The 13,183-nt window shown below is 38.5% G+C and carries 9 protein-coding genes; 8 read left to right on the top strand and 1 reads right to left on the bottom strand.

Annotated features, from left to right (window positions below; translation table 11 throughout):
- The first annotated feature begins 34 nt into the window (after positions 1-34).
- The 6 genes from KI375_RS14895 to KI375_RS14870 all read left to right on the top strand — a co-directional run bounded on the left by KI375_RS14895 (position 35) and on the right by KI375_RS14870 (position 8,568).
- Entirely contained in the window at positions 35-739 is a 705-nt protein-coding gene (locus KI375_RS14895) for an endonuclease/exonuclease/phosphatase family protein (RefSeq protein WP_212974265.1), read from the top strand.
- Between the two features lie 470 nt (positions 740-1,209).
- Positions 1,210-2,841: an extracellular solute-binding protein gene (locus tag KI375_RS14890; protein ID WP_212974264.1), complete on the top strand. Its 1,632-nt coding sequence runs from the start codon at positions 1,210-1,212 to the stop codon at positions 2,839-2,841.
- A gap of 138 nt (positions 2,842-2,979) precedes the next feature.
- On the top strand, positions 2,980-3,897 hold the full coding sequence (locus tag KI375_RS14885; RefSeq protein WP_207450420.1) for an ABC transporter permease: 918 nt from the start codon (positions 2,980-2,982) through the stop codon (positions 3,895-3,897).
- A 13-nt stretch (positions 3,898-3,910) separates the two neighbouring features.
- Positions 3,911-4,804, top strand: coding sequence for a carbohydrate ABC transporter permease (locus tag KI375_RS14880; protein WP_212974262.1), 894 nt, complete (start codon positions 3,911-3,913; stop codon positions 4,802-4,804).
- A 198-nt stretch (positions 4,805-5,002) separates the two neighbouring features.
- Positions 5,003-6,598, top strand: coding sequence for an extracellular solute-binding protein (locus KI375_RS14875; RefSeq protein WP_212974261.1), 1,596 nt, complete (start codon positions 5,003-5,005; stop codon positions 6,596-6,598).
- Positions 6,599-6,738: 140 nt separating this feature from the next.
- Positions 6,739-8,568, top strand: coding sequence for an FAD-dependent oxidoreductase (locus KI375_RS14870; RefSeq protein WP_212974260.1), 1,830 nt, complete (start codon positions 6,739-6,741; stop codon positions 8,566-8,568).
- 55 nt (positions 8,569-8,623) lie between these two features.
- Here KI375_RS14870 and KI375_RS14865 read toward each other — a convergent pair whose 3' ends face one another.
- Positions 8,624-10,249, bottom strand: a complete 1,626-nt coding sequence (locus KI375_RS14865; protein WP_244852672.1) for an extracellular solute-binding protein — start codon at positions 10,247-10,249, stop codon at positions 8,624-8,626.
- Positions 10,250-10,540: 291 nt separating this feature from the next.
- Here KI375_RS14865 and KI375_RS14860 point away from each other — a divergent pair, with 291 nt between their 5' ends.
- Together KI375_RS14860 and KI375_RS14855 are read left to right on the top strand one after the other, a co-directional pair.
- On the top strand, positions 10,541-11,311 hold the full coding sequence (locus tag KI375_RS14860; protein WP_212974259.1) for an AraC family transcriptional regulator: 771 nt from the start codon (positions 10,541-10,543) through the stop codon (positions 11,309-11,311).
- 150 nt (positions 11,312-11,461) lie between these two features.
- Positions 11,462-13,087, top strand: coding sequence for an extracellular solute-binding protein (locus KI375_RS14855; protein WP_244852670.1), 1,626 nt, complete (start codon positions 11,462-11,464; stop codon positions 13,085-13,087).
- Positions 13,088-13,183: the final 96 nt, after the last annotated feature.

Here is a 13,183-nt window from a genome sequence, read left to right as displayed (position 1 = left end):
AGAATGAGAAAGGGAAGTGAAATGGATGAAATGTATGTCCTACAATATCCATCATGGTGTTGGATTAGATGAGCAATTATCCACAGAAAGAATTGGAGAAGTAATGAAAATGGCAGAGGCGACTATTATTGGTCTGCAAGAAGTGGATCGTTTTTTTGGTGAAAGGAGCAAATTTCAGGACCAAAGCCTGGCATTAGCTAACCAACTCGGATTTCATTTTGCATATGGAGCAAATATTGATGAGCCTCCTGTAAATGGACAGACTGAAAATAGCCAATATGGAAATGCAATTTTAAGTAAATACCCGATTGTGGATGCCGAAAATATTACACTCCCTACATTGGATGAAGAGCCGCGTGGGGTGTTAAAAGCAGTTCTGGATGTGGATGGTGCTTTCATGCATATTTTAAACACACATCTTTCATTAAACGAAGAAACTCGCCAACAGCAAATCAAAAAGCTAATTGAACTGATTGTAGATGCAAAGGATCCAGTGATTTTAATGGGGGATTTTAACGCAGATGCCGACAATGAGGGCATAAAAAGCTTACTAGCGGAAACTCATTTAACAGACTGCCTGGGCGAAATAGAACCAAATCAAACTTATCCGGCAGATGCTCCGACAACCCGACTTGATTATATTTTTACAAAGGGGATACAGAACAAACAATCATATGTCATCCAACAAGAAGGGTCTGATCACCTTCCCATTATGACAGAAATCAATTTTAACAACTAGAAGGAATAATATCTTTATTCCTTCTAATATACTTATACTGTCACTCATTATAAAAAACGAAGAAGTAAAATGTAATTTCGGATTTAAGTCATATGATTTAAAAAAATATATTGACAATCAACTTAAAAAAGATGAAAATTAGATTAACCACCCTGAAATTTTACCAGTTTTCTAGTGGTGTCTGAAAATTCAATTTCCATAAAACTTGTAAGTAAAGGTAAGAGGTCGAGCAATCAATGGGGAAGCCGATCTGCTTGCCTATAAATACAAGGAATTTATAGTTTTTGAATAATATGTAAGCGTTTTAAATATCTTTATTGGAGTTTTACACACTATTCATAGAGAGTTAAAAGATGGTTGATAGAGTGAATGGAGGAGATCGTTAGAGCTAGTCGAAAAGGGGGGTGTCATCACATTAGAAATGAGGCAGATGCCAGATCCATACTTTACTATACTTGGAGGGGCTAACTTTGAAAAACAAAAAAGTCATATTCCTACTAATGATATCATGTATGTTCATTTTGGCAGCTTGTAGTGATAAGAAGTCTTCTGGTCCTGAAACACCTGAAATTAATGAGGATGATTTAGAGAATTTTAATACCACTGGTATGCCGATTGTAAACGAGCCGATTACCCTTAAATTTATGGCTGGAAAATCACCTTTATCTGCTGAGAATTATAATGAAACCTTACTTTGGAAGACCTTTGAGGAAATGAGTAATATTCATATCGATTGGGAGTTAGTTCCGACATCGCCAAGTGATGGACGCGATGAGAAGAGAAATCTGGCATTGGCTGGGGGAACAATGCCTGATGTGTTTTATACAATGGCCATGCCGAATGAGGATTTATTGAAATATGGTCAGCAAGAAATCTTTGTGAAAATGAATGACTTAATTGAAGAATATATGCCTAATTTATCAGCGTTATTGGAGCAATATCCGGAAATTCGCAAGGGAGCTACTTTTCCTGATGGCAACATATATGCGATACCAACTATTTACGATCCTGAATTCACTTCCGTTCTTCTAGGTTCAAAGGGATGGATTCGTAAAGATTGGCTTGAGCAACTAGAAATGGATATGCCTGAAACGATTGATGATTTTTATAATTATTTAAAAGCAGTGAAGGAAACAGATCTTAATGGCAATGGAAAACAAGATGAAGTCCCTTATGGAGCGACGAGTATTTCAGATTTGCGAAATATCTTAAAAGGGGCTTTCGGGATTGGAAATAAAGGAGTTAAACATTCTTATATTGATGAAGACCCAGAGACAGGAAAAGTACGTTTCTATCCTATTTCCGATGGCTATAAAGAAGAGTTGGAGTTTTTAAACAAGCTTTATTCGGAAGGGCTAATTCAAGAAAATATATATACAATTGACGCGAACCAAAGCTATAGTATGGGAGCGGATGGCCTCTATGGAAGTACGGTTATTACGAGTGCAGAAACGATTTATGGAGAAATGGGAAAAAACTTTGTGGGACTTCCAGCACTTGAAGGTCCAGCGGGAAAAACCTACAACAAAGCAACATCTCCACTTGCCCATATGGGTGGGTTTGTCGTAACGAAGGAAAATCAGCATATACCTGAAACACTTAGATGGTTGGATTACTTCTATAGTGAAGAGGGAGCGAAATTATTCTTTATGGGGATTGAAGGAGAAACCTTTGAAGTAGACGAAAATGGCGACCTGCAGTATCTAGAGAAGATAACAAACAGCTCTGAAGGATTAACGATGGAGCAAGAATTGTCAAAATATATTACATGGCTTGGAGGCGGCTATCCAGGAATTGTTCGGGAAGGAACTTTTAAAGGAGCTGAAAGCTTACCATCTTCTATTGAAGCTGCTGAAAAATTAGAACCGGATATGCTAGATGAAGTGTGGCCAGAGTTTACGTACACCGTAGAAGAAAACAATAAATTATCTGGTCTAAAAGCTGATATCCATAAATATGTAGACGAAATGCAAGATAAATTTATTACAGGCAATGAGCCTTTTTCAAAATGGGATGAATATGTCAAAAAAATTGAAACAATGGGGTTGGAAGATTACTTGGAAATTCAAGAATCAGCCTATGAAAGATACAAGAATAATTAATAAAAGGAAATTGTATAGATAATTGGTTAGGGTTGTATCAAATGAAAGAAATTGTTTGACACAACCCTTTCACTTTATCGATAAAAGGGAGGTTCCTTTATGGACTTGAAGAACGCTGGGGTTGAGCATAAAATCGTCATGCCTGGAAGTCGCTTTTCGCGAATTCGCAAAAACTTTCTTAAAAGCTGGCAATTGTACACCTTTCTATTACCTGCATTGACTTTTTTCGTTATTTTTCATTATATCCCGATGTACGGTGTACAGATTGCCTTTAAGGATTTTTTTGCGACGATGGGGATTAACGGAAGTCCATGGGTAGGCTTTGAGCATTTTGAACGTTTTTTCAATTCCTATTACTTTTGGCGATTATTAAAAAATACCTTGATTATCAGCTTATATCAATTATGTTTATTTCCACTACCGATTGTTTTTGCCTTGATGCTAAATGAGTTGCGCAATGGGGCCTTTAAGAAATGGACACAGACGTTAACCTATGCCCCCCACTTTATTTCTGTTGTCGTTGTGGTAGGGATGATTATTGCCTTCTTAGATCCAACGACCGGGATTGTCAATATTTTGATTGAGAAGCTAGGTGGTAATTCAGTTCAATTCCTGACAAGTCCAGATTGGTTCAGACATATCTATGTATGGTCTGGTGAGTGGCAAGGTCTTGGTTGGGGGTCGATTATTTATTTGGCGGCGCTTGCAGGGGTGAATCCGGAACTGTTAGAAGCAGCGAAGGTAGATGGAGCAACACGTTTCCAACGGATTCTCCACATCAATATTCCAGCCATTTTACCTACGATTGTCATTCTCTTTATTTTGAATATCGGTAAATTTATGTCAGTCGGATTTGAAAAAGTGTTGCTTTTGCAAAACTCCTTGAACTCGGAAACATCTGATATTATCCAAACATTTGTGTACGAAACAGGTTTACTGGAAGGGCAATATAGTTTCGCTGCGGCCGTTGGTTTATTCGATTCTGTGATTAATATTATTCTGCTTGTGACGGTGAATCAAATTGCGAAAAAAGTCAGCGATAATAGCTTATGGTAAGGGGGGAGCATAAATGAAGAATATGAGTGTCTCGGATAAAAGCTTCGATTTGATTAATAAAATTTTGGTCGGATTTTTAACATTGATCATTGTGTATCCGCTTATTTTTGTGATCAGTGCCTCGATTAGTGACCCGGCAGCGGTAAGTACAGGGAAAATGTGGCTGTGGCCGGTCGATGTCACCTTTGCGGGCTATAAACGGGTCTTTCAAAATGATGCGATTTGGTTGGGGTATCGGAATACAATTTTTTATACAATTGTGGGCACAATCATCCACTTAATCGTGTTATTGCCTTGTGCCTATGCCTTATCGAGAAAAGAAGTGATGGGGAAGAAATATATTTTATGGATCATTTTATTTACGATGATGTTTAATGGGGGATTAATCCCGACGTACCTCGTCATTAAAACATTGGGGATGATCGACACGATTTGGGCGATAGTGGTCCCAGGTGTGGTTGGAGCATGGTCGATTCTTGTGGCACGAACATTCTTTCAACAAACCATTCCCGATCAGTTAGTAGAAGCTGCCAAAATTGATGGGGCTTCGGACTACTATATTTTCGGAAAAGTAGTCATTCCCCTCTCGATGCCAATTATTGCGGTAATGGCCTTATTCCATGCGGTCAGCTTATGGAATCAATACTTTACAGCGTTGATTTACCTTTCAAACGAAAAGTTATATCCATTACAGCTGATCTTAAGGCAAATATTGGTGGTCGCACAAATTAGCCAAGAAGGTGGCGGGGGACCAGGGGAAATCGAGTCCTTAGTGGAGCAGGTGAAAACAGCCAGCTTAGTAAAGTATGCAGTCATCATGGTCTCTTCCTTACCCCTTTTAATCGTCTACCCATTCCTTCAACGCTTCTTTGTACAGGGGGTATTGATTGGATCGGTGAAGGAGTAAGGTAGGCATGAGAATCTATTGAACTAAGAAGACAGGTATTTAAGAAATAATTTCTATTATTTTATCCCGGTGCAACCATCCGTGTGCCCCCGCTTCAAAGAAGTACTAAGTGGGGGGCGTGATATAGTATCCTCTTTTTAACCCCTTATTATGAGAGTATAAGGATATGAGGTAGATAATGAATTGGAGGAGTATTAATTGCAGAATAAAATTACCCTATTTTTAGCCCTTTTATTATTTGTACTTCTAACGGATTGTAGTCAAAATGATAAGGTGAAAGGTCCCAGTGCAGGAGCAACTAACGTAAATGAAACAGGGTTTCCAATTGTGGACGAAGAAATAAACCTCGAGATCTTCGCTGGTCAGGCACCCGCAACAAATCCCAATTGGAACGATGTTATGATATTCAATGAATATGAGAAAATGACAAACATGAATATTACTTGGAAAATGGTTCCCCATTCAGGACTTGAAGAAAAGAGAAATCTTGCCCTTGGAAGTGGAAACCTACCAGATGCTTTTCATAGTGCATCCATGCCCATCGCAGATATTATGAAATATGGAGAACAAGGTGTATTCATTCCTCTTAATGATTTAATCGATGAATATGCCCCTAATTTCAAAGCATTGATGGAGGAAAATCCTGAGATTAGAGAAGCGGTAACGATGCCAGATGGAAATATCTATGGTTTTCCGCAAATGGCAGATCCAGAGTTTCTTTCATATCGTATGGGCCCTAAACCATTTGTTCGAAAGGATTGGCTTGAGGCGCTTGATATGGATGTTCCAAAAACAACAGAGGAATATTATCAATATTTGAAAGCGGTTAAAGAAGGTTTGCCTAGTGGGGGAGAAGTAGATGAAATTCCTTTTGGGGCCCCGTATATTGATCCACTAGTTTCATATATAAGAGGTGCATTTGGATTAGCAAATAAAGGATCTGGCGGAGGATATATGGATCTAGATCCAGAAAGTGGAAACTATCGCTTTTGGCCGACATCCGAACAATACAAAGAGTTTCTTGAATATCTTCATAAATTATATAGTGAAGAATTGATCGAACAAAATGTCTACTCCATTGATCATATGCAATATCTAGCAAACCAAAAAGAAGGAAAATATGGCAGTATCATTTGGTATAGTCCCATGCAGATTATAGGAGAAAAGCTAGGTGGTCAATATATCAGTTTACCTCAATTGGAAGGACCACATGGAGATAAAATCTGGACGACGCTTTCTGATGCTGTATTAAATCCAGGTGCATTTTTGATAACGAGTGAGAATGAATATCCTGAAGCGACCGTAAGATGGATCGATCATTTTTATGGTGACGAAGGTTTGTTATTGTTTTTCATGGGGATTGAAGGTGAAACCTATGAAAAAGATGAAAATGGTGAAGCTGTCTATATGGATCATATTTTAAATAGTAAAGAGGGCTTGTCAAATGAGGAGGAGTGGGCAAAATATTTAACCTTCCCTGGTGGCGGCTTTCCGTCCATGACTACTCTAAAATACTTTCAAGGGGCAGAAAGCAAACCAGATGAAATGGCATCTTCGGACCTATTAGCACCAGATCTGGTCAAAGAACCGTGGCTGTCTATTCGGCATACTAATGAGGAAACGAGCAAATTAAATGGATTTGGTGCAGATATAGAAAAATATGTTGTTGAAATGCGAGACAAATTTATTGTCGGGACGGAACCATTATCGAAATATGATGAGTATGTTAAAACACTTGAACGCATGGGCTTAGAGGATTATATGAAGCTAAAGATTGAAGCGATTGAGAGATGATAATGACCTTATCCTCCTTAGGTGAAATTTTGGATATGAAAATGTAAATCCTATGTATTTTAAAGGGGTTATATTCCATATATGCTGTTATTAAAGATATCCAATAATATTATAACCTATCCCGAAGGAGGATAAATGTAATGACCAAACGCAATACTAAACAGTTTGCAACAGATATTCTTATTGCTGGAGGAGGAATGACGGGAGTAACAGCTGCATTAGCGGCAGCAAGAAACGGGGCTAATGTGATTTTATGTCAGGATCGTCCAGTTCTTGGAGGAAATGCTTCATCGGAAGTTCGCATGAATATATCAGGGTCTTCCAGTAAAGGAACTGAATTAGAAACTGAAAGAAGAGAAAGTGGGATAATAGAGGAAATTATGTTGGAATGCTCTGTTCGCAATCCACAACGCAGTGCAAATATGTTGGATTTGATTCTGTATGAAAAATGTCGCGCCGAGCCGAACTTGACTTTGCTGTTAAACACAACTGTTGTAGAGACTGAGATGGAAGGGAATACGATCCGATCTGCACGTGCGGTGAGAGAAAGTACCGAGGATCAATTTACAATCACTGCGGATATTTTTGTTGATTGTACAGGAGATGGCAGGTTGGGCTTTGAAGCTGGAGCCGAATTTACGACAGGGCGTGAGGCGTCACATGAATATGGAGAAAATGCCGCCAATCGAAATAGGGATGCCCACAGACTCGGATCATCACTCCTATTCACATCAAGAGATATGGGCCGCCCCATGCCTTTTGTAGCACCGGAATGGGCAAGGAAATTTACAGAAGAAGATTTGAAATTCCGTAATCATTCCTCGTGGGAATATGGCTATTGGTGGGTGGAATTTGGTGGAACAATGGATACGATTAAAGATAATGAGGAAATTCGGGATACATTGTTAGCAATCATGCTTGGTGTCTGGGATCATATTAAAAATAGTGGAAATCATCCGGAATCGGAAAATTGGGCATTGGACTGGTTTGGATTTCTCCCAGGAAAAAGAGAGTCCAGAAGATTCATTGGCCAGCACGTACTTACGCAAAATGATCTTCAAGATGCTATACCTTTTGAGGATACTGTTGCCTATGGAGGTTGGTCGATGGATACTCATCCGCCCAAAGGAATCGATGAAAAGGATGAAAAACCGTGCAATCAGCCATATACTCCCTATCTTTATAGCATTCCTTTGCGTTCCATGATTAGCAAGAATATTTCCAATCTGATGTTTGCAGGACGCAATCTTTCTGCTACCCATATTGCTTTCTCAAGTACGCGAGTTATGGGAACTTGTGCCGTGATGGGACAGGGCTTAGGTACATTTGCCAGTGTTGCAATTCGGCATCAGTACAACCATAAGGTACCGTTCGCTGAAGCCTGGTCCAATCGGAATATTGTAAAAGAAGCACAACAGGAATTGTTAAGGCAAGGGGCGTTTCTTCCAGGGTTTGTGCTTGAGAAGAACCTTGCTAGAGAGGCTACTATTATAGCATCATCTGAACAGAAAAATGGCCATGCGGCCAACGTGGTAGACGGACAGACTCGCTCTGTTCACGGTCCGTCTGGTGTTCGACCAGATCTGACTTGTGTAAGTACACATCGATGGATGTCAGATCCGCAAGATGAGAATCCTTGGTTGGAGTTAAACTGGGATAAGCCAGTAAATCTAGTGAATATTTCACTTGTACTTGACTCTGGGCTCCACCGTTGGCTAACATTGGCCCACCTTGATTGGTTACAGAAACGTATGCAGTGGGGACGCCCACAGGCTGAAACATTGAAAGATTTTAAGCTGATTGTGGAGGATGTGCATAGTGATAAGATCGAAATTGCTGATGTGAAGGATAATTATCAACGTTTGCTTCATTTTCCAGTGCGACTTGAACAGATAAAAAAGCTAAGGATCGAAGGCATAAAAACCAATGGTTTGGATCATGCGAGGTTAATCGAAATTGTATGTGAATAAAATGCAAATTTAATCAGTAGGGAATGATTGCATTCCCTACTGATTATTCGTTCCCTTAATTATTTTTATAGCGATTGTAAGCATCGTTTTGAATTTCCATATACTTCTCTAAATTCATTGTTTCTATTCTCTTTATATATTCATCCCACTTTGATAGAGGTTCATTACCTGTTATAAACTTATCCTGCATTTCATTCACATATTTATGAATATCTGATTGTAAGCTAGATAATTCATTATTTTCTTCAACCGTATAGGTAAAGATTGGCCAAGCTTCATCTAATATATTGGCTTCAAGCTTTTCAGTTGCCTCAAGAGATTCAGGTAAGGTTTCAGCACCATTGAATGTCCTTTCTTTTACAACCCCAGGGTACCCGCCACCACTCCAAGTGAAGTAATTGGCTATTTCTTGCGCCATTGACAATCCATCAGGACTATCGGTAATTTTATCCAGGTACTGTAAATCGCCATTTTCATCTACCTCAAAGGTTTCTCCTTCTTTCCCCATAAAGAACAGTTCAGCCCCCTCTTCACTATAGAAATAATCCATCCATCTTAAGGTAGCGGGAATATTTTTATTCTCATTTGTAATGACAAATCCTCCCATTCCAGATAAGGGCGTCCCCACTTTGTTATATTGCTTTCCAGCCGGCCCCTTAAGTGCTGGAAGTCCGACGAAGTTTTTCCCCATCTCATCTCCATAGGCTGTAATCGGACTTGAGGATACCGTACTTCCATATAATCCTTCTGTCCCCATTCCATAGCTTTGGTTTCTATCAATACTATAGATATTTTCTTGAATTAATCCTTCGGAGTAAAGTTTATTTAAGTACGTCAATAATTCTTTATAACCATCAGAAATTGGGTAAAAACGTAATTCTCTTGTATCAGGATCTTCATCCAGGTATGGCTGCTTTGAACCTTTATTGCCGATCCCAAAAGCTCCCTTTAAAATATCTCGTAGTCCAGAAATTTCCGTTGCACCGTAAGGAACTTCATCCTGTTTTCCATTGTCATTAAGGTCTGTTTCTTTTACTGCCTTTAGATAGTTATAAAAATCATCAATCGTTTCAGGCATATCCATTTCTAGTTGCTCAAGCCAGTCCTGGCGTATCCATCCTTTAGAACCTAGTAGAACGGATGTGAACTCGGGATCGTAGATCGTAGGGAGACCATAAATATTGCCATCTGGGAAAGTAGCACCCTGCTTTATTTCAGGATACTGCTCAAACAGGGCTGTAAGGTTTGGCATGTATTCCTCAATAAGATCATTCAATTTTACAAATATCCCTTGCTCGCCATATTTTAATAAATCTTGGTTGGGCATGGCCATTGTATAAAAGACTTCAGGCAATGTTCCGCCAGCAAGTGACAAATTCCTTTTTTCCTCTCGCCCCTCAAAAGGAACTAAAGTCCAATTAATATGAATGTTGGTCATTTCTTCATACGTTTTCCATACAAGTAGCTCATTGTAATTATCAGAGTTCGAGGCATATTTCCCAGCCATAATATTAATTGTAATCGGATCATTTACAATGGGCATATCCGACGCATTAAAATTTTCTAAAGCTTCGTCCTCCAATTCCTGGCCTTTAGGTGCTGAAGTTTCTTTGTCACTACATGCTGTTAAAATCAACATAAAAGACAGCAAAACGAGAACTAACCATTTTTTCTTTATCAAAGTAGTTCCTCCCTTTTGTAACCATTTTTTAGAACAATCTTCAAGTCAATCATGAGCACCACGCATGGAACGTAATCTTAACCATTCTTAACTAAATGATATTGCTAATATTGAAAGCGATTACTAATTGACGATATAAAAACTGCCACCTCCCCTACAAATGCTAGTCAGCTATGATATAATATCGTTGAATATCCTTAATAACAGAATATAGGAAATAAAATACCGTTGAAATGCACAGGATTAACTTTATCATATCTAAAATTTCATATAAGAAGAAGGTAGATAAAAATGAATGCATCCATACGATTACCGAAATTGGTTAATCATGTCTTTTGGGATAAAAAGGAACATTTTCTGTTGAAACAAGATACCTATTTGACGTGGATTTTATTCGCCATCGAAGAAGGTGATTTTACATATCGGATTCACCAATCCGAAGGGCATGCAAAAAAAGGGGATGTTGTAATTTGCCCCCCTCAAATTGCCTTTCATCGCAAAATCCAAACTCCCTTAAGCTTTCATGCCATTTCTTTTAATTTTCCGCATCATGAAATAGGATCCTTGCAGGACATGCTGCAGGAAAAAGAGCAGAAACTATTTATACCACCTACTACACGTTTATTTGAAAATTATCAACAGCTGCGAAAACTGCATCTTCTCTCAGATGTATATGAGTTAAAGCAGCATTATTTTCATGACTTGTGGATGAGCATGATCCATAAGTCTTTGGAGGAACGGCACCCTGTACTAGAGCAAATCCTTGCATATCTAGAAGAGCATGCTCATCACTCGATCGAAATCAAGAATGTGGCCACGAAGTTTCAACTCACATCCGTCCAGTTGATACGTAGTTTCAAAAAAGTCTATCATATGACCCCTGTACAATATCTAACATCTATCCGCTTAAAAAAGGCGGCTAACTTATTATTGGAAACAGATTGGAATCTAGATACGATTGCTCAGGAATGTGGATATGAAAGTGGATATTACCTCAGCCGTATATTCAATAAGCATATGGAGATCCGCCCTTCGGAATATCGAAAAATCAATCGTTTTTAGTTTTATAATAGAATTCCTTCTCAAGTAATGGAAAATGATTCAAAATCGGTGATGATTTTTCTATGTTGAACAATGTCCTTTTTATCTTCACGCGCGCATATAATAGCAAAGAAAGCGATGGGCATAAAAAGGAAAATGGAGGGGGTAGCATTGAGGGGGATTAAAAAAAATTTACTTTTCATTATGTTATCTAGTTTATTTATTTTAGGAGCGTGTAGTGATCAAAAAGAGAAAACAAAAGAATCGGAAATTGATGAAGGTCAATTGGAAAATTTCAATAAAGATGGAATGCCTGTTGTTAATGATAAGATTACGCTCAAATTCATGTCAGGACAATCGCCACTATCGGCTAATGATTACAATGACACGCTCATATGGCAAACATATGAGGAGATGTCCAATATTCATATTGAGTGGGAACTGGTTCCCAATGATGGTTTAGAGGAGAAAAGAAACCTAACCCTTGCTGGGGGGACATTGCCTGATGTATTTTATGCAATGGTTTTACCAAATGAGGACTTGCTTAAATATGGTCAGCAAGGTGTTTTTCCAAAAATGAATGATTTAATTACGGAGTATATGCCAAATTTGACTGCTTTGTTGGAAGAGTATCCTGAAATTCGCAAGGGAATCACATTTCCTGATGGCAATATCTATTCAATTCCAACGATTTATGATCCGGAATTTACTTCCGTTTTAACGATTGGCAAACCATGGATTAGGAAAGACTGGCTTGAGCAGCTAGATATGGATATTCCACAGACAATCGATGATTTTTATGAATACTTAAAGGCCGTGAAAGCAACGGATCTTAATGGAAACGGAAAGAATGATGAAATTCCTTATGGTGCAACCAATATGGATGGTTTAATTGGATTTTTAAAAGGGCCGTTCGGTGTTGGAAATCGCGGGCTTAAGCATTTATATCTTGATGTCGATCCTGAAATAGATGAATTGCGTTTTTTTCCAATTTCAGATGGATATAAGGAAATGCTTGAATTTACAAATAAACTCTATTCTGAAGGCTTAATTCAGAAAAATATCTATACCATTGATGCTAATGCCAGTTATGGCATGGGGGCGGAAGGATTATATGGAAGTACCTTTATTTCAAGCCCAGAAACCATTTATGGAAAAAAAGCAGGGGAGAATTTCGTCGGACTCCCTGCACTAGAAGGTCCTAATGGCAAGGCATTTAATCAGATGAATTCCCCATTATCCTCCATGGGAGGCTTCGTTGTCACAAATGCCAATAAGAACATCCCTGCCACTCTGAGATGGATGGACTATTTCTATAGTGAGGAAGGTGCCAAACTGTTCTTCATGGGCGTAGAAGGAGAAACCTTTGAAGTGGATGAGAATGGAGAACTTCAATATTTGGATAAGATCATAAATAGTCCAGACGGTTTAACAATGGAACAAGAATTGTCTAAATATATCATTTGGCTAGGCATAGGGTATCCGGGAATTGTTAGAGAAGCAACCTTTAAAGGTGCTGAAACTTTACCTGCCTCTCTTGAAACAGCTGAAGCATTAAGTCCTTATTTGCCTGATGAAATTTGGCCAAGATTCACCTTTACAGTAGAAGAAAATAATAAATTAATTGGATTACAAGCGGATATCCATAAATATGTTGACGAAATGCGAGATAAATTTATTACTGGTGCTGAACCATTATCGAATTGGGATAATTATGTAGATAAGGTGAAGAAAATGAGATTAGACGAATATATGGAAATCCAACAAAATGCCTTAGAAAGATATAAAAGTAACTAATCTTTCACCAACCAATTCTTTTTTTAAAACAGTTCGGTTTCGTAATAGCAATCGATCATGATCAGAATAAGACAGTCATAGAATGATAGAGATAAT

This window comes from Bacillus sp. J14TS2 (genome assembly GCF_018333015.1).
Taxonomy (GTDB): Bacteria; Bacillota; Bacilli; order Bacillales; family Bacillaceae_C; genus Lederbergia.
Note: the sequence above shows the minus strand (reverse complement) of the source record. Positions and strands in the feature narration are given on the sequence as shown.

Excerpts from the sequence above, each read along its gene's own strand:
- KI375_RS14895 (WP_212974265.1), top strand. The coding sequence starts at position 35 with ATGTCCTACAATATCCATCATGGTGTTGGATTAGATGAGCAATTATCC.
- KI375_RS14885 (WP_207450420.1), top strand. The coding sequence starts at position 2,980 with ATGCCTGGAAGTCGCTTTTCGCGAATTCGCAAAAACTTTCTTAAAAGC.
- KI375_RS14880 (WP_212974262.1), top strand. The coding sequence starts at position 3,911 with ATGAAGAATATGAGTGTCTCGGATAAAAGCTTCGATTTGATTAATAAA.
- KI375_RS14870 (WP_212974260.1), top strand. The coding sequence starts at position 6,739 with ATGACCAAACGCAATACTAAACAGTTTGCAACAGATATTCTTATTGCT.
- KI375_RS14860 (WP_212974259.1), top strand. The coding sequence starts at position 10,541 with ATGAATGCATCCATACGATTACCGAAATTGGTTAATCATGTCTTTTGG.